Raw genomic sequence first — 16,375 nt, 5'->3', positions numbered from 1 at the left:
ATGAGAAATTTTATTCTAAAAAATGAAAATGCCATATATCATGAGTGCGGATATAGCTGTGATAATGCGCTCTTTGTCGATATTAGTGGCAGAAGATTTTTTTTAACAGACGCTAGATACGGGATAGAGGCTAAAGAGTTGGCTAAAAACTGTCAAGTATTGCAGGTTCAAAGAGGCTTGATAAAAGACGTCAGAGAATTTTTACGAGACAAAAGAGTTAAAAATTTGACCTTCGATCCTTGTGATTTTAGTGTGGCAGAGTTTGAAGAGCTAAATAAAAATTCAAAAATCAATTTTAAACCAAAGCCTAATTTTTCACAAATTTCACGTATTTTAAAGAATGAAGATGAGATTAAAATTTTAAAAGAGGCCGCAAGATTAGGAGCTAAATGCTTTGACGAATTTGCAAAATTTGTAAGAGAAAAAGGCGAAGGAATGAGCGAAGAGGAGTTGTTTTTTAACGCTGAGCTCATATTTAAGCAAAAAGGATCACTTGAGCTTAGCTTCTCCCCGATTGTGGCGATAAATGAAAATGCAGCCAAAGCGCATGCGCTACCAAGCAAAAAGAGACTAAAAGAGGGCGACTTACTCTTGCTTGATGCCGGAGTAAAATTTAAAAGATACTTCTCTGATAGAACAAGAACAGCTTGTTTTACATCCGATTTTAACTTTTCTAAAGAGCAAAAATTTAAGAATCAAAAACATCAAGAGGTTTACGAGATCGTAAAAGAGGCTCAAAGTTTGGCCATAAACTCTATTGAAATAGGCAAAAAAGCCAAAGAGATAGATGATGTAGCGCGCAAATTTATATCTAAGCACGGCTTTGAAAAGGAGTTTTTCCACTCTACAGGACATGGTGTGGGAGTAGATATACATGAGCTTCCAAGGATATCGATGAAAGACAAAACGCTTTTAAAAGCCGGGATGGTTTTTAGCGTGGAGCCAGGAGTATATATAGAGAATGAATTTGGCGTCAGAATCGAGGATGTGGTTGTAGTTCGAGAAAACGGAGCTGAAATTTTATGAGGTTAAAGGGAATGAGACGCTTTGTTAGAAGCGTTTTTTTTCCAAAAGTTTTAAGTTTTAAATCCGATTTTAAATATAGCGTTCTTTTGGGCATAGGTGGAAATATAGGGGACTCTAAAAGGCGTTTTGATAAGTTTTTTAGACTTTTGCAAGATGATAAGCGGATAAATTTAGTAGAGAGTTCTCAAATTTTGGTAAATGAGGCATTTGGTTTTAGAGAACAGGCGGATTTTTACAACGCTGTGATTTTGATTCAAACTAGCCTTAGTGCGAGAGCCTTGTTGAAAGTAACTTTAAATTTAGAGAGGCGATTTAGGCGTGTAAGAAGTTTTAAAAATGCGCCAAGAACGCTTGATGTAGATATATTGTATTTTAGTGGGCGAAATAGAAATGACTCTAGGCTTACTCTTCCACATAAAGGAGCAGGAGAGAGACTAAGTGTAATTTTACCGCTTGGTGTGATGAAAATGGGTTTTAAAAGGAGTAGATTTGGCAACTAAATTTCATACATTTACAGGTGAAAGCAGTATAGAAGCGCTAAAAAAAGCTAGAGCTCAGTGTGGTGAAAAGGCGATTTTGGTAACTACTAAGCAGATTCAGCCAAAGACCATAAATAAAAAACCTTTATATGAAATTTTAGTTAGTGTTGAAGAGGATGAGCCACAAAAGCAGCCTTTAAAGCCGGTAAGTTTAAAGGGCTACGATCAATTTCAAAATATTAATCAAGCTCCTAAATTTGAGATTATAGAAGAGCCTAAAAATAGCGATTTTGTGCCTGATGATGAGCTGTTTGGAAATAAAAAAAATACAAACAAAGATAACGATATACTAATAAATATATCAAAGGCTGCAAAAGAGATAAGTGAAATAACAAAGATAAGTATGGAAACCAGCCCAAATGAAGGACAAAATCCATCTTATAATAAAAAAATAGATGATGTGGCAAAGCAGATGAACGCCATCGGAGATAAGGTAAATCTGATGATGGATATGCTCTGGGAGGATAGGGCTTCTAGCAGAAATAATCTCATTATACCGCCTGAGTTTGCGAGCATATATAAAGCTGCGAAAAAAAGCGGTATGAAAGATGAGCATTTAAACTCAATTATGCAGATTACGATTGAAAATATGCCTACTTCTATGAAAACCAATCCAAATGCGGTAAAAAGATATTTTTACTCCTTGCTTCGTAAAATGCTTCCTTGCAGAAACGAGCAAAAAAATAGAAAACAACGTATTATGATGCTAGTAGGACCTACTGGAGTTGGCAAGACAACGACTCTAGCAAAGCTTGCGGCACGCTTTGCCTATGGTAAGGATATAAGGTATAAAACCGGAATAATCACTCTTGATACATATAGAATCGGAGCTGTGGAGCAATTGTTTCAATATGCCAAGATGATGAAGTTGCCGATACTTGACGTAATTGAAGTAGATGATTTTAAAGATGCTCTTAAGCAGCTAAACCACTGCGATGTGATCTTGATAGATACTACCGGGAATTCTCAGTATGATAAAGAAAAATTAGCTAGACTTGAAAAGTTTTTAAAGAGTGCTGACGCTCAAATAGATGTAAATTTAGTTCTCTCTGCCGGATCAAAGGCGGAGGATTTATTAGAAATTTATAACGGTTTTAGCTTCCTTGACATAGATACTTTGATAATTACTAAATTTGACGAGACTAAAATTTTTGGAAACGTATTCTCTCTTATTTACGAGACAAATACGCCTGTGAGTTACTTTTGTGTAGGGCAAGAGGTGCCTGATGATCTAATGGAGGCTAAGAGTGAATTTTTAGTAGAGTGTATATTGGATGGATACAGCAAGGAGAGTAAAGATGAATAATCAAGCTAATAAGCTAAAGACTCTTGTCTCTTCAAGCATGGTTCCTAGAAGCACTCATTTTATCGCTGTTACAAGCGGTAAGGGTGGAGTCGGTAAGAGTACTATAAGTGCAAATTTAGCAAATGTTTTGGCTAATAACGGCTACAAAGTAGCATTATTTGATGCTGATATCGGACTTGCAAATTTAGACGTGATTTTAAATGTAAGAGTTAATAAAAACCTACTTCACGTATTAAAAGGCGAATGCTCTTTAAATGATATTTTAGTAAAAATCAAGCCAAACTTGATCCTTATTCCCGGAGAGAGCGGGGATGAAATTTTAAAATTTAATAATCAGTTTTTATACGAGAGGTTTTTAGACGAGGCTAGCGCTTTAAACGATCTTGATTTTTTGATAATAGATACGGGAGCCGGAATAGGGGGTAATACACATCTGTTTTTAGAGGCTGCTGATGAGGTTATAGTAGTCACGGTGCCAGATCCTGCCGCAATTACCGATGCTTATGCTGTTATAAAGGTAACTTCAAGAGTAAAAAACAATATCTTTATGCTTTTTAATATGGTGAAAAATGATAAAGAGGCTGTTAAAATCTTTGAAAACATCCGAAAAGTCGCCAAGGCCAATATTACCAATGATCTTAACCTTGAGCTAATAGGCTATCTTAGCGAAAATAAGAACGTATCAAAGAGTATTAAGCAAAGGACTTTATTTACAGATGACGCTGAATTTTCGACAAGCAGCGGAGAACTAAAGGAGATAGCATCAAAACTGCTTTATAGATTGGAACGAAAAGTGCTTGATACAAGCGAAAATAGAAGCTTTGGCAGCTTTTTTAAGCGGTTGATTGAGCAATTTTAAAATAGGATGTTATTTTGCGAGCGGAAAATTTTATAGCTTTTTTTACTGTATGCGGTTTTTTTATAGGACTTATGTTTGTTACTTTAAAGGTTGATGAGCCTATAGAGATGATGATATATACTTTTTTGATAACATTCTTTTTCTACCTTCTGATACATATTGTTATAATGAACTATATCGATGTAAGGAATATTTTTAAAGGACATTTTAATAAGCATGAACATGAGGAGAGTGCTGATTATTTGATTACTGAACTTAGCGTAAGGGAGAAAAGAATCGAGAGTATGCTTGCTAAACTTGCTGTAGAGAATGCGCTTATAAAACAGACATTAAGTAATAATAATGGACAATCTAAAGCAAAAGCAGCTTAATGCCTATTCCGCAACTATAAAAAAAGAGCAAGATGATATAGTTTTGCAATATATGCCCGCACTTAGGGCTATGGCCTTTAGGCTCAAAGAGCGTTTGCCTGCTACTATTGATGTAAACGACCTTATAGGCATAGGCGTAGAGGAGATGATAAAACTCTCCAGAAAATATGATAAAGAGCAGAATGATTCTTTCTGGGGGTATGCTAAAAAGCGTGTTTACGGTTCGATGCTTGATTTTTTAAGAGGACTTGATGTGGTAAGCCGAGCTAGTAGAACTCTTATAAAATCAATAGATACTCTTGTAGATCAGTATTTTAATAAGTATGAGTGCGAGCCCGATGATGAGTATCTGGCAGATGCTCTTGGTGAAGATATAGAAAAAATTCGAGACGCCAGAAATGTAAGCTCAGTAATAGTGACTCTTGGAATAGACGATCAAATTGATATAATGAGCGAAGAAAACACTCTTGATAGGATAGAAAAAGAGAATTTGATAGAGAAAATAGAAGAAATTTTATCTACTTTTGATAAGCGCGATCAACTCGTCATCCAGTTATATTATTACGAAGAGCTAAGCTTAAAGGAGATAAGTGAAATTTTACAAATTAGCGAAGGAAGAATTTCGCAAATTCATAAAAGATTAATGAATAAACTAAGAGAGAGGCTTGAGGGTAAATAATGGCTGATATTTTAAGTCAAGAAGAGATAGATGCGCTGCTTGAAGTCGTAGACGAGGATGCAGAGGGTGCCGATATAGGCATAGGGGGTTCGTCTAGCGAGGATCAAAGACAGATTATAATCTATGACTTTAAAAGACCAAATCGTGTCTCCAAAGAGCAGCTTCGTGCCATAAAAGGCATACACGATAAACTTGCGAGAAATTTGGCTTCTCAAATTTCAAGCGTAATGAGAAGTATTGTAGAGATTAGACTTCATAGCGTAGACCAGATGACTTATGGCGAGTTTTTGATGAGTTTGCCAAGCCCAACCAGCTTTAACGTATTTTCGATCAAACCTCTTGACGGTAACTGCGTGCTTGAGATAAATCCAAGTATAGCCTTTCCTATGATAGATAGACTTCTAGGTGGCAATGGCGAGGGTTTTGAGACAAGTAGAGAGCTAACCGATATAGAGGTAAATTTGCTTGACGCGATACTTAGAATGATGATGCAAAGGCTAAAAGACAGTTGGAGTATTATTACTGATATGTATCCAAACGTTGAGGCTAAAGAGAGTAGCCCTAATGTTGTTCAAATAGTATCTCAAAACGAAATCGTAATAATGGTTGTCATGGAGATCATAGTCGGCAACTCAAGCGGAATGATAAATATATGCTACCCTGTTATCTATCTTGAACCGATTTTATCACGTCTTGCGAACCGTGATATAATGCTTGGTGAGACAAGTGCTAAAAAGAGCAGAAACAAAGAGTTAAAGACGCTAATAGGTCGTGCCGAAGTATTATATGAGGCGATACTGGGTAAGGCGGTAATAAGCGTAAATGAGTTTTTAAACTTAAAAGAAGGCGACATACTACGTCTTGATCGTTCTGCTGATAATAGAGCTATAGTTACGATAGATAAAAAAGAGGTCTTTTTAGCAGAAGTAGGGCTTCATAGATTTAGAAAATCAATAAAGATAGAAGAGCTTATCAGAACCGATAAAGATGAGATTAAGCATATCTTAGAGCAATATGAAGAGGAGCGAAAGGCTAGGCTAATGAGTTACGAGCAAGAAGAAAACGAGTATGATGAAAATATGATGGAAGAGAGCGATGAATATAATGAATGATTTTTTTGAAATTTTTATAAATGAATGCAAGGCTACTATCGAGGGGCTTACCGGTAGGACTCCTGAATTTGGTGCCAAGGCTGAATTTGACGCTCCAAGTCAAGAAGGCATTAAGCCGCCTATTGCCGTAGCAAATATAAATGTTAGCGGTGATATAACGGCTAAGATAATGCTTGTGGCAACTCCTGTGCTTATGAGTGCTATAGGTGAATGGATGATGGGAGAAGAGGAAATTTCACGAAATGAAAGTTTAAGCGAAGATGATTTGGATGCTACCAAAGAGGTTTTTTCAAATATCCTAGGGGCTTTTTCTACATCTCTGGGCGCTCAAAAAACTATGCCAAAGCTAAATTTTGAAATTTCAAAGGTAAATTTTATAGACGAAGATTCAAGTTTTGATATAAGTAGCTTTGAAAAAATTTATATTTATGGCGTAAATATCGAAGATATTAGTGAGCAATTGGGTGTGGTCGTAGATTTTTCTTTTTTTAGTTTTTTTAATAAAGATCAAAAAAAAGGTTCTGATGCCAGTGAAAAATCTGGACAATATAAGATGGAGCTAAGTCCAACAGAGCTTCAAAATATCAATCTTATTATGGATGTTAGACTACCTATCAGGGTTAGAATCGGATCTAAAAAAATGCTTTTAAAAGATGTTTTGAGTATGGATATAGGCTCGGTTATAGAGCTAAACCAGCTTGCAAACGATCCTCTTGAGATCCTTATTAACGATAAGGTAATCGCACTTGGTGAAGTTGTTATAGTGGACGGAAATTTTGGTATCCAGATCACTGAAATAGGAAGCAAAAAAGAGCGTTTAGAGCAGCTTCGATAAATTTGATATACTTGCCGTTTTTAAAATAAGAAAATTTAAAGAGAGTTGATGGAAGAAATTTTAAATGATTTAAGCAAATTTAGAGATTTTTTAGCTTATAAAAATCCTAGTGTTACCTTTTTTGGCTCTGCTAGATTTGAGCCTGATAATAAATATTGCAAAATGGCTTATGAACTGGCTTTCGCTCTGGCTAGCGAGGGTTTTGCTATAATAAGTGGAGGGGGAGGCGGTATAATGGAGGCTGCCAATAAAGCCGCCTATGATAGCGGCAAGAGTCCTTCCATAGGGCTAAATATCGTGCTTCCTTTCGAGCAGGTTACAAATCCGTATGCTACCGACAAATTTGTATTTTCTAATTTAAACGCACGCAAATTTGCCCTTATTGAGCGCTCAAAGGCATTTTTAGTATTTCCAGGCGGATTTGGAACTTTAGATGAACTGTTTGAAATTTTAGTATTAGCTCAAATCGGTAGAAAAAAATCTAAAATTTATCTCATAGGAAGTGAATTTTGGAGTAAATTGGATGACTTTATTAAAACTACTTTAATAAATGAAAAATCTATCAGCAAAGAGGATCTAAACATTTACGAAATAACCGATGATCTAAAAAAAATTTCAGAAGAGATTTTAAAAATTTAATAATATTTTATGAAATGAGATAAATTTATCCAAAGTATTTCAAAAAGGAAGATATGAAAATTTTAATAGCTATGAGTGGCGGAGTGGATTCTACGATGAGTGCTAAGATGTTAAAAGAGCAGGGGCATGAGATCGTGGGTTGCTATATGAAACTGCACAAAAAACCCGGATATCACGAAAAAAACATAGAAAAAGTAGAGAAAGTATGTGATTTCTTGGGTATTAAGATGCATATTTTAGACCTTGAAGAAAAATTTAATAAATATGTATATTCGCCTTTTATAGATACTTACAAAGAGGGTAAAACTCCAAATCCTTGCGCTTTGTGTAATAAATTTATAAAATTTGGTGAGCTTTTGAAATTTGCTAAAAGTATAGGATGTCAAAAGCTAGCTACGGGACACTATGTGCAAATTGAAAACGGATTAATAAAGACAGCAAGGGATCTGAATAAGGATCAGAGCTACTTTATTGCACAAGTTCCAAAAGAAGTTTTAGCCGATATGATATTTCCTCTTGGAGACAAGATGAAGAGCGATATCAAAGAGATGGCTAAAAATTTACCTGACTTTAAAGAATTTGGCGAGCAGGCCGAGAGTAGCGAAATCTGCTTTGTGGATACTACATATATTGATATTTTAAATAGGCATTATGATACAAATTTGCCGGGAGATGTGGTAGATGCCTCAGGTAAAATTATAGGCAGACATAGCGGATATATGCACTATACCATAGGTAAAAGACGAGGTTTTGAAGTGTTTGGTGCACACGAACCACATTTTGTTTTATCTATTGATGCCACAAAAAACCAGATAGTGGTGGGCACTAAAAGCGAACTTGAAAAGAGCGAAGTGTTAGTCAAAGAATTAAATATGTTTGTGAATGAGAGTGAATTTGAGTGTGAGGTTAAAGTAAGATACCGAAGCATACCGCTTCAGGCTCATGTTGTTATAGATGATGATATTGCAAAGATAAGTTTAAAGCAGAGCGCTTACGGAGTTGCCAGCGGACAACTTGCCGTATTTTACAGAGGTGATTTTGTTATAGGGAGTGGGTTTATAGTCTGATTAATAAATAAAATTTATATGTTTTAAGCAAACAAACCTTAAAATTCATCTAAGATTATGAAAGATTGTAAATTTAGATGGATAAAATTTTTCTCGCTCTGCTATTACTCGATTTTTATTGCACTTTCTATCTATATTTCAGATAGATATGTTTTAATAAATTTACTTAAAAATTTTTATATCATACTTGAAAAGTCTATAAAAATTGATTTAAATTTGATAGATATAGTGTTAAAACTTTAGTCGGCAGTTGAAGAAATTTAATATCTGTTGTTTGCGAAATTGAGTTTGCAATAGAATCAGAGTCTATGATAAAGCCCGTAATAAAAGAGTTTGCAAAGAGCTAAAAAGCTAGATCCTCAAAAACCGCCTAGTTCAAAAAGAGCATTAAAAATAGAGCAGCAAGTTCTAATGGTATATTTAAATCTGGCAACTTCCGTTTCATCTACTGATCAAAATTTAAATATAAGTTTAAAGATAGGTGGTCTATCCGGCAAAATTTAGCAAAGTTAAATAGAAATGATATTGCCAAAAACTCGCTTTAATAAAATTGGCTATAAAAAGCATAAGCGCTATCTCGAAAAAGAACTCAAACTAAGATAATAAGGTATTGGCAATATACAATCTACGCTTGCAAAAAATGGAGAGATAAAAGATCTAAAATATCCAAAAGCTCATCAAAAACCGCATTGAATGAGACTGCACTAAAAGAGCCTTAAAAGATGCTAAAAGCGAGTTTGTGAGGTTTAAAGAGGATATGAATATAAAGCTAAGCCTTAAATTTATACTAAATAGGATATTTAAATTTAGGTTCGTTTTGGTAAAATGGGCTATCTTAAAAAACACAAAGGCAAAATCTTATGAGAGGTTATAAAATTTTTTCCGGTACGGCAAATGTTGAATTTTCTAAAAAAATATCTCAATACCTTTCTCTCCCGCTAAGCGAGTCATCGATAAAGCGTTTTAGCGATGGCGAAATAAGCGTGCAAATAGGCGAAAGTGTGCGCGGCAAGGATATATTTGTAATTCAGCCTACCTGCGCTCCGGCTAATGTAAATTTAATGGAACTTTTAATATTAACGGACGCTTTAAGAAGAAGCTCGGCAAGCTCTATAACGGCTGTAATTCCATATTTTGGATATGCAAGACAGGATAGAAAGGCGGCTCCTAGGGTACCAATTACTGCAAAACTTGTGGCAAATATGATTCAGGTTGCAGGCATAGATCGTGTCGTCACAATCGATCTTCATGCCGGACAAATTCAAGGATTTTTCGATATTCCGGTGGATAATCTTTATGGTTCAATAATATTTAACGAGTATATAAAAAATAAAAATTTAAAAAATCCAATCATTGCAAGCCCTGATATAGGTGGAGTGGCTCGTGCTAGAAGCGTGGCTAAAACACTTGATCTTGATATAGTAATCGTAGATAAACGCCGCGAAAAGGCAAATGAGAGCGAGGTAATGAATGTAATAGGCGATGTTGCCGGAAAAGATGTGATTTTGGTAGATGATATGATAGATACTGCAGGCACTATAGTAAAGGCTGCCGAAGTGTTTAAAGAAAAAGGCGCTACAAGTGTGATGGCATGTTGCACTCATGCGGTTTTAAGTGGACCTGCGTATGATAGATTAAGAAGCGATGCATTAGATGAGCTTGTGGTAACTGATACCATACCTCTAAAAGAGCAGCATGAAAAAATAAAGGTCTTAAGCGTAGCACCTATATTTGGAGAGGTTATAAGACGCGTATATCACAATGAAAGCGTAAATTCTCTATTTTTATAAAATTAAAGTCGGTGAATTTGTCTAAATTTGCCGACTTGGCTTCCGGAAAAATATAAATTACTCAAAATATAATCTATTGTTTATAAATTATATATTTTTTTATATAGATTTAAATATCCTAATTATATAATACTAAATATAGAAATTTATTACTAAAGGAATACTATGTTTAAGAAAATATTATTTAGCACCGCCGTTTTTATTATCGGACTTACGATGTCCGCTCAGGCTCATCAGGTTATTGCCAATAGCGTAGGTAAAAATAAATTTGAAGTAAAATTTTGGGCTCATGATAAATTTGAATCCTACTCTTCAGAGCAACTTTTGGGGGCGAAGGCTTATGATGAGAATTTAAATCGTATCAAAACCGGCATAGCTTATAATTTTAATGATGCTAAAAAAGCTCCTGAAGTACTGACAGAAAAGGCTCCTGCAATAGTAACTATGTTTTTTGATGCAAACTACTGGGTGCAGACTGACGATGGCTATATAGTAGGAGATAAAGTAAAGACTAAAGGCATCGTGTTTGACGCTATTAAGAGTATAAAAATCGGTAAAACATATTTTTCTTGGAATGAGAAATTTTTAAATCCTATAGGACTAAAACTAGAAGTTATAGCGTTAAAAAATCCTTTAGAGGTTAGAGTTGGAGAGTCTTTGCCCGTTTTGGTTTTAAAAGATGGCGAACCTCTTGAGGGTGCTGGTTTTGAGACTGCAAAAGACGATCTTGAAACAGTCACTAATAAATTTGGCATTGCGCTAATTCCTATTAAGGAAAAAGGTCTAAATATTATCGCAGCAAAGAGTGCAGAGCCTATATTTACAGACCCGAAAGCCGAAAGGCTACTTATCCAAAGCTCAATATCATTTGAGGTTAAATAGTGAGAATCCTACCCCTTCTTTCACTATTTCTCTCGGCCTTGTTCTCGCACGGACTCTTTTATAGTGTCCATGAGGACAAAGCCGTAATAATAAACGCAAATTTTTCAGAAAAAATCCCAGCCGCTTACGCGAGTATAGTCATATACGAGGGTGAGTCGGCTATACCTCTTCTAACATCCAAGCTTGATAGTGGTGGAAATTTTGCATTTTTGCCACCTAGAAGCGGAGAGTATAGGGTTAAAATCAGTGCAAGTAGCGATCATGGAAGCCATGATAAAGAATTTAGTTTAAATGTAGATGAAGGTAGCCTAAGCGGATATAAAGAGCCTGTTTATCAGAAGTATTTAGGGATTTTAAGCGTTATAGGCATAATATTTGGAATTTTTGGTATCATTGTGCTAATTAAATCTAAAAAAGCGTGATAGGTGCATATATCTGAGGGAATTTTAAATAGCGAAATTTTAGTAGCCGGCTGGGTCGTATCTGGCGTAATCAGTGCATATGCTCTATACAAAATGAATTCTCAAGAGATACCGAAAGTCGCCATGCTTACATCTTTATTTTTCATAGGTTCTTTTGTCCATATTCCGGTAGGGCCAACTAGTGTTCATCTGCTTTTTAGTGGTCTTATAGGCGCTATAGGTGGTGTGAACGGATTTTTGGCTATATTTATAGCTCTTTTTTTTCAGGCTTTACTTTACGGATTTGGCGGTATAGGAGTGCTTGGCGTAAATACTCTTATTATAGCTGGACCGGCGGTTTTTCTGTGGTATTTTTTAAGACCCAAGATAACAACTCATCTAAATTTTGTCTCTTTTGTTGGCGGATTTTTGCCCGTATTTTTTAGTGTTTTACTATTGGTTGGAGTTTTGATTTTAAATAGTGTGCATCTTGACTATGCAGTATATATGATAATTTTATTTAATTTGCCACTTATGATAATAGAGGGCTTAATATCTCTATTTACTCTTAAATTTATCATGAAATATAGACTAAATTTCTTATGAGTAAGCCGGTTTGCTATCTTTTTATAGTTTTGATTTATGATATTTTTTTGCTTTCGGCTAGCGAATTTTATCCTCTTGACTTTTTAATCCCGTTGCTTGCATTTTTGCTGTTTGCAGAGAATAAATTTAAAGTTTTAACCTGGCTTTTAACGCTTGATGTTTTTTTGTTTTTTGTTGTTTTTTCATATATTTTAAACGGTGATTTTTTTATCGCAAAAGTAGTTTTTATAAGGACAAATTTGATACTTCTTTTAGTGCTTAGCCTATTTTTGGGCAGGAATCAATACTTTTTAATTAAAGCTCTTTATTCTATAAAAATTCCTCAAAAATTACTAGCGGTAATGATTATAAACAGCAAATTATTTGAAGAGCTTTTAAATCAAATTTCTAAGATACCAAACACTTTACAAGTGCGTGGTGTAAAGGTAAATTTTTCTATTTTTACCTATAGGGCCTATGCTAATTTGATTGGAAAGATTATAGTTAATGGATTTGATAGATCGTTTGAAATCTACTCTGCTATGAGAGTTAGGGGATATAAAGGATATATAAGTTTTTTGGATATGCAAAGAGCAAATTTAAGTGAAATTTCGCTTTTGATTTTGACCTTGATTGCAGCTGGTTTTAGGATTTATAAATTTGTAGGATAGAGATGGAAAATATAATAGAGGTTAGAAATTTATCCTTTGGATTTGATGGAAAAACTATTTTTGAAAATATAAATTTAGATATCAAAAAGAATTCTAAAATTTTAATTTATGGTGCAAATGGAGTTGGTAAAAGCACATTTTTATCTATTTTAGCATCTATTAATAGTGCAACAGGCGGACAGGTCATAATAAAAGAAAATTTAAAAATTTCATATCTTTTTCAAAATAGCAACGATCAATTTATAGCTCCAAGCGTAATTGAGGATGTGGCTTTTTCGCTTTTGGCCGAAGGAGTGGATGCTAAAATAGCTCAAAATAATGCTACTGAAATTTTAGAAAAATTTGAAATTTCACACCTTAAGGATCGCTCTATCTACAATCTCTCGGGCGGCGAAAAGAGGCTTGTAGCAATAGCCGGAGCTTTAGTAAGGGATGCCGATATATATCTTTTTGATGAGCCGTTTAATGAGCTTGATAGTTATAAAAGCGAGCTTGTTTTAAAAAATTTAAACGAAAAAAATAGAGCTTTTGTGATAATCACACATCATAAAAGAGATATTTTTGATAAAGATACGATTAGTTGTGAATTTTTTAAAAATGGATTGGTTATAGATGATTTAAAGAGCTAGCTAAGGGCTCTTTAAATCAATGTTCACCTTTATGTAGGAAATAAAGTCCTAAACAAAGAGCCAGAATAGACACTGCTAGGTATGCCATTTCAAGAGGTGTATTAAAATTTGCATGTAGGACTCTTTGGAAAAAATTTACGATTAAAACCATTACTATTACTTTTGCCAGCTTATCTTTTAGCTGATCTAGCGAATGCACTTCAAGCACGCTAGAGTGTCTTGAGTCTTTCATATGCTCGATTTCACCGATAAAAAGCTCGTAAATTCCAAAGCTAAATATAAAAAGCACTAACGCCATCAAATAAAGATCTATCGCTCCCACTATGACCCCTACGACATCCGAGTGAAAGCTCTCAGGATGATGCCCTTTAAAAAAGTAAGCGTAAATATCTCCAAAGATAACAAAAATATCGTAACTTGCGATAATAAACAGCACTATAGCCCCAAGCAGACAAAATATTACAGGCAAGATGGCAAAAATTCTGCTTGACCACATTAGCCTTCCAAATATACTCTTTAGCATTAAATCTCCTTAAATTTTAAGAGTCGACATTCTATAATATTTTGACTGAATTTGCAAAAATAATTAGAAAAATAAATCATAATATTAAGCGGTAGCCGTAAAATTTATATATGATTTTACGGCTAAATTTATAGCTAGTCTTGTAGTTCAATCCATTTTTGCGCGATTCTTACCGCGTTTGTCGCAGCTCCTACGCGAATTTGATCGGCTACACACCAAAGATGAAGCACGTTATTTCGGTAGTTATCCTTGCGAATTCTGCCGACGTAAGTGTCGTTTGTGTTGCTTGCAGTTAGCGGCATAGGATAAATTTTCTCTTTCGGTTCATCTTCTATAACGATGCTTGGCGCGTTTTTTAGTATCTCTCTTGCACGCGCTGCGTCTATGTCTCTGTCAAAATGTATAGTGATGGCTTCCGAGTGGCTTCTAAGCACAGGCACTCTAACGCAGGTAGCGCTTACTTCCATCTTTTTGTGAAGGATTTTTTGAGTCTCATTAACCATTTTCATCTCTTCTTTTGTGTAGTCGTTATCCAAAAACACGTCGATGTGAGGTATGAGGTTAAACGCAAGTTGATGCGCAAAAACTTTCGGCTCGCACTCGTCAAGCTTAAATTCAAAGAATTTTTGAAGTTGCAGCACAAGCTCTTCCATGCCCTCTTTGCCTGCACCGCTTGCTGCTTGATATGTGGCCACATCCACGCGGTTTATGCCAAATGCGTCATCAAGCGGCTTTAGAACCTGCACCATTTGGATGGTTGAGCAGTTTGGGTTGGCGATTATGCCGCGATTTGTCCATTGAGCGATATCTTGCGGGTTGCACTCAGGCACCACTAGCGGGATATCTGTTTCCATTCTAAAGTGGCTTGTGTTATCTATGACTACAGCTCCGCTTTGTGCTGCAAACGGCGCAAATTTAGCTGATATCGAGCCGCCAGCGCTAAAAAACGCTATATCTATCTCATGCTCGTCAAAGACACTCTCTGTAAGCTCAACGACCTTATACATCTTACCGTTAAACTCGACTTCGCTTCCAGCACTTCTTGCGCTTGCAAGCGGTAAAAGCTCGTTCACCGGGAAATTTACCTCTTCCATCACGCGAAATATCTCTTCTCCCACAGCCCCTGTAGCACCCACCACAGCAACGTTAAATTTTCTCATAGCCACTCCTTTATACCGTATTTATCAAGTTTATCACGCAAATTTTCTTCGCTTAAATTTAAAATTTCGCAAGCCTCTTTTATATTTCCGTCCACGCTTTTTATCACGTCTATGATGAGCTCTTGCTTGATCGTCTCTTTATCTTTTACCCTTCTAGCTTGTAAAAATAGATCTGCGGCTGAAATTTCTTCGCCTTCGCTCATTATCGCAGCTCTTTGAACTACCGAGATAAGCTCTCTTATATTGCCAGGAAATTCGTAGCTTTCAAGTTCGGCTTCGGCTTCTCTTGAAAATTTCTTAGCGTTAAAGCCAAATTCGGCGCATGAGCCTTCAAGCGCTTTTTTTGCGATTGGTAAAATTTCCTCTTTTCGCTCTCTAAGCGGTGGGATGAGCACCGGGATAGTATTTAGTCGGTAAAAGAGATCTTCTCTAAATTTGCCTTGTTTTATCAAATTTTCTAAATTTGCATTAGTCGCACATACGATCCTAACGTCTATCTTCGTGCTTTTAGTTGCGCCAAGCCTTGTTATCTCGCGCTCTTGCAGTGCACGCAGAAGCTTTGGTTGAAGAGATATAGGCATCTCGCCGATCTCATCTAAAAACAAAGTTCCGCCGTCCGCAAGCTCAAATTGACCTTTTTTTTGCGCGGAAGCGTCGGTAAAAGCTCCCTTTTCAAAGCCAAAAAGCTCACTTTCTATGAGATTTTCAGGGATGGCTGCCATGTTTAGCGCGATAAAAGGCTTGTTCGCGCGAGGCGAGTTTTTATGTATGAAATTTGCAAAGAGCTCTTTGCCAACCCCGCTTTCGCCCATAAGCATTATGCTTACGTCCGTTGCTGCCGCTTTTTTGGCTATGTTTAAAGCCTTATCAAGCTTTGGTGAAGTAGCGTAGAAGTCGCCTTTAGTTTCTTCTTTTTTTTCGCTTTGTTTTTTTAAATTTGAAGGCGTTTTTTGATTTAAAATTTCAACTCTTTTTATAGCCTGATAAAGAGTTTGGACATCAAAAGGCTTTGTTAAAAAATCTTTTACTCCAAGCCTAACACTCTCGATAGCTTTGTTAAGGGTGGCGTTGCCCGTCATGATGATCACATCAAATTTGCCATCCAGCGTCTTTATGAACTCCAGTCCGTCCATCGTAGGCATGTTTATATCGGTTATGATAAGATCAGTCTCATCGCTCATCTTTTTAAGCGCTTCAACGGCACTTTTGTAGCTTTTTATTTTTAGCTCTTTGTATTCGCCAAGTGCTATTTCAAGGGATTTTCGCATATTTATGTCATCTTCGACAATGACTACATTCAT

Annotated in this window: 21 protein-coding genes; 18 read left to right on the top strand and 3 right to left on the bottom strand. The window is 35.8% G+C overall.

All coding sequences use genetic code 11. The features are described 5' to 3' along the window. The 18 genes from CDOM16189_RS00155 (at position 1) to CDOM16189_RS00080 (ending at position 13,391) form a co-directional block, all read left to right on the top strand. Entirely contained in the window at positions 1 to 1,026 is a 1,026-nt protein-coding gene (locus CDOM16189_RS00155) for a M24 family metallopeptidase (RefSeq protein ID WP_169973337.1), read from the top strand. Beyond that, positions 1,023 to 1,526 carry a 2-amino-4-hydroxy-6-hydroxymethyldihydropteridine diphosphokinase gene (gene folK, locus CDOM16189_RS00150; protein WP_169973335.1) on the top strand — a complete coding sequence of 168 codons (504 nt, stop codon included), beginning with the start codon at positions 1,023 to 1,025 and terminating at the stop codon, positions 1,524 to 1,526. Before CDOM16189_RS00155 ends, folK begins: the two co-directional genes overlap by 4 nt. Beyond that, entirely contained in the window at positions 1,516 to 2,871 is a 1,356-nt protein-coding gene (gene flhF / locus CDOM16189_RS00145; RefSeq protein WP_169973333.1) for a flagellar biosynthesis GTPase FlhF, read from the top strand. Before folK ends, flhF begins: the two co-directional genes overlap by 11 nt. Beyond that, positions 2,864 to 3,730, top strand: a complete 867-nt coding sequence (locus CDOM16189_RS00140) for a P-loop NTPase (RefSeq protein WP_170000671.1) — start codon at positions 2,864 to 2,866, stop codon at positions 3,728 to 3,730. The genes flhF and CDOM16189_RS00140 overlap by 8 nt, the downstream gene beginning before the upstream one ends. 14 nt (positions 3,731 to 3,744) lie before the next feature. Next, positions 3,745 to 4,101, top strand: coding sequence for a hypothetical protein (locus tag CDOM16189_RS00135; RefSeq protein WP_170000670.1), 357 nt, complete (start codon positions 3,745 to 3,747; stop codon positions 4,099 to 4,101). After that, positions 4,073 to 4,780, top strand: a complete 708-nt coding sequence (locus CDOM16189_RS00130) for an RNA polymerase sigma factor FliA (protein WP_169973330.1) — start codon at positions 4,073 to 4,075, stop codon at positions 4,778 to 4,780. The genes CDOM16189_RS00135 and CDOM16189_RS00130 overlap by 29 nt, the downstream gene beginning before the upstream one ends. Continuing rightward, positions 4,780 to 5,892, top strand: a complete 1,113-nt coding sequence (gene fliM, locus CDOM16189_RS00125) for a flagellar motor switch protein FliM (protein WP_169973329.1) — start codon at positions 4,780 to 4,782, stop codon at positions 5,890 to 5,892. The genes CDOM16189_RS00130 and fliM overlap by 1 nt, the downstream gene beginning before the upstream one ends. Beyond that, entirely contained in the window at positions 5,882 to 6,727 is an 846-nt protein-coding gene (fliY, locus tag CDOM16189_RS00120) for a flagellar motor switch protein FliY (protein ID WP_169973564.1), read from the top strand. Before fliM ends, fliY begins: the two co-directional genes overlap by 11 nt. Positions 6,728 to 6,775: 48 nt before the next feature. Further along, positions 6,776 to 7,366: an LOG family protein gene (locus CDOM16189_RS00115; RefSeq protein WP_169973328.1), complete on the top strand. Its 591-nt coding sequence runs from the start codon at positions 6,776 to 6,778 to the stop codon at positions 7,364 to 7,366. A gap of 53 nt (positions 7,367 to 7,419) precedes the next feature. Then, positions 7,420 to 8,433: a tRNA 2-thiouridine(34) synthase MnmA gene (gene mnmA, locus CDOM16189_RS00110; RefSeq protein ID WP_169973327.1), complete on the top strand. Its 1,014-nt coding sequence runs from the start codon at positions 7,420 to 7,422 to the stop codon at positions 8,431 to 8,433. Positions 8,434 to 8,766: 333 nt separating this feature from the next. Beyond that, positions 8,767 to 8,937: a hypothetical protein gene (locus CDOM16189_RS09760; RefSeq protein WP_211436531.1), complete on the top strand. Its 171-nt coding sequence runs from the start codon at positions 8,767 to 8,769 to the stop codon at positions 8,935 to 8,937. A gap of 235 nt (positions 8,938 to 9,172) precedes the next feature. Further along, the gene (locus CDOM16189_RS09950) at positions 9,173 to 9,307 is read left to right on the top strand and encodes a hypothetical protein (protein WP_260952209.1); all 135 of its coding nucleotides are present in this window, start codon (positions 9,173 to 9,175) and stop codon (positions 9,305 to 9,307) included. Then, positions 9,294 to 10,223 (top strand): ribose-phosphate pyrophosphokinase, encoded by a 930-nt coding sequence (locus tag CDOM16189_RS00105; protein WP_169973326.1) that lies wholly within the window; start codon positions 9,294 to 9,296, stop codon positions 10,221 to 10,223. The genes CDOM16189_RS09950 and CDOM16189_RS00105 overlap by 14 nt, the downstream gene beginning before the upstream one ends. 165 nt (positions 10,224 to 10,388) lie before the next feature. Beyond that, positions 10,389 to 11,105, top strand: a complete 717-nt coding sequence (locus tag CDOM16189_RS00100) for a DUF4198 domain-containing protein (protein WP_169973325.1) — start codon at positions 10,389 to 10,391, stop codon at positions 11,103 to 11,105. After that, a complete protein-coding gene (locus CDOM16189_RS00095) occupies positions 11,105 to 11,527 on the top strand; it encodes a hypothetical protein (RefSeq protein ID WP_169973324.1) in 423 nt (140 codons plus the stop codon). The genes CDOM16189_RS00100 and CDOM16189_RS00095 overlap by 1 nt, the downstream gene beginning before the upstream one ends. 3 nt (positions 11,528 to 11,530) lie before the next feature. Continuing rightward, positions 11,531 to 12,112, top strand: coding sequence for a cobalt transporter CbiM (gene cbiM, locus CDOM16189_RS00090; RefSeq protein ID WP_169973323.1), 582 nt, complete (start codon positions 11,531 to 11,533; stop codon positions 12,110 to 12,112). After that, positions 12,109 to 12,762, top strand: a complete 654-nt coding sequence (locus CDOM16189_RS00085; RefSeq protein WP_169973321.1) for a CbiQ family ECF transporter T component — start codon at positions 12,109 to 12,111, stop codon at positions 12,760 to 12,762. The genes cbiM and CDOM16189_RS00085 overlap by 4 nt, the downstream gene beginning before the upstream one ends. Before the next feature lie 2 nt (positions 12,763 to 12,764). After that, complete coding sequence (locus CDOM16189_RS00080) at positions 12,765 to 13,391, top strand: energy-coupling factor ABC transporter ATP-binding protein (protein ID WP_169973319.1); 627 nt, start codon at positions 12,765 to 12,767, stop codon at positions 13,389 to 13,391. A 16-nt stretch (positions 13,392 to 13,407) separates the two neighbouring features. Here CDOM16189_RS00080 and CDOM16189_RS00075 read toward each other — a convergent pair whose 3' ends face one another. The 3 genes from CDOM16189_RS00075 to CDOM16189_RS00065 form a co-directional block, all read right to left on the bottom strand. Continuing rightward, a complete protein-coding gene (locus CDOM16189_RS00075) occupies positions 13,408 to 13,914 on the bottom strand; it encodes a YqhA family protein (RefSeq protein ID WP_169973317.1) in 507 nt (168 codons plus the stop codon). A 134-nt stretch (positions 13,915 to 14,048) separates the two neighbouring features. Further along, positions 14,049 to 15,074: an aspartate-semialdehyde dehydrogenase gene (locus tag CDOM16189_RS00070; protein ID WP_169973315.1), complete on the bottom strand. Its 1,026-nt coding sequence runs from the start codon at positions 15,072 to 15,074 to the stop codon at positions 14,049 to 14,051. Further along, a complete protein-coding gene (locus tag CDOM16189_RS00065; protein WP_170000669.1) occupies positions 15,071 to 16,375 on the bottom strand; it encodes a sigma-54-dependent transcriptional regulator in 1,305 nt (434 codons plus the stop codon). The genes CDOM16189_RS00070 and CDOM16189_RS00065 overlap by 4 nt, the downstream gene beginning before the upstream one ends.

It is taken from the genome of Campylobacter sp. RM16189 (genome assembly GCF_012978815.1).
Lineage (GTDB): Bacteria > Campylobacterota > Campylobacteria > Campylobacterales > Campylobacteraceae > Campylobacter_A.
Note: the sequence above shows the minus strand (reverse complement) of the source record. Positions and strands in the feature narration are given on the sequence as shown.

Coding starts and splice junctions, on each gene's coding strand:
- CDOM16189_RS00155 (WP_169973337.1), top strand. CDS start 1: ATGAGAAATTTTATTCTAAAAAATGAAAATGCCATATATCATGAGTGC.
- folK (WP_169973335.1), top strand. CDS start 1,023: ATGAGGTTAAAGGGAATGAGACGCTTTGTTAGAAGCGTTTTTTTTCCA.
- CDOM16189_RS00140 (WP_170000671.1), top strand. CDS start 2,864: ATGAATAATCAAGCTAATAAGCTAAAGACTCTTGTCTCTTCAAGCATG.
- CDOM16189_RS00130 (WP_169973330.1), top strand. CDS start 4,073: ATGGACAATCTAAAGCAAAAGCAGCTTAATGCCTATTCCGCAACTATA.
- fliM (WP_169973329.1), top strand. CDS start 4,780: ATGGCTGATATTTTAAGTCAAGAAGAGATAGATGCGCTGCTTGAAGTC.
- CDOM16189_RS00115 (WP_169973328.1), top strand. CDS start 6,776: ATGGAAGAAATTTTAAATGATTTAAGCAAATTTAGAGATTTTTTAGCT.
- mnmA (WP_169973327.1), top strand. CDS start 7,420: ATGAAAATTTTAATAGCTATGAGTGGCGGAGTGGATTCTACGATGAGT.
- CDOM16189_RS00105 (WP_169973326.1), top strand. CDS start 9,294: ATGAGAGGTTATAAAATTTTTTCCGGTACGGCAAATGTTGAATTTTCT.
- CDOM16189_RS00100 (WP_169973325.1), top strand. CDS start 10,389: ATGTTTAAGAAAATATTATTTAGCACCGCCGTTTTTATTATCGGACTT.
- CDOM16189_RS00085 (WP_169973321.1), top strand. CDS start 12,109: ATGAGTAAGCCGGTTTGCTATCTTTTTATAGTTTTGATTTATGATATT.
- CDOM16189_RS00080 (WP_169973319.1), top strand. CDS start 12,765: ATGGAAAATATAATAGAGGTTAGAAATTTATCCTTTGGATTTGATGGA.
- CDOM16189_RS00075 (WP_169973317.1), bottom strand. CDS start 13,914: ATGCTAAAGAGTATATTTGGAAGGCTAATGTGGTCAAGCAGAATTTTT.
- CDOM16189_RS00070 (WP_169973315.1), bottom strand. CDS start 15,074: ATGAGAAAATTTAACGTTGCTGTGGTGGGTGCTACAGGGGCTGTGGGA.
- CDOM16189_RS00065 (WP_170000669.1), bottom strand. CDS start 16,375: ATGAATGTAGTCATTGTCGAAGATGACATAAATATGCGAAAATCCCTT.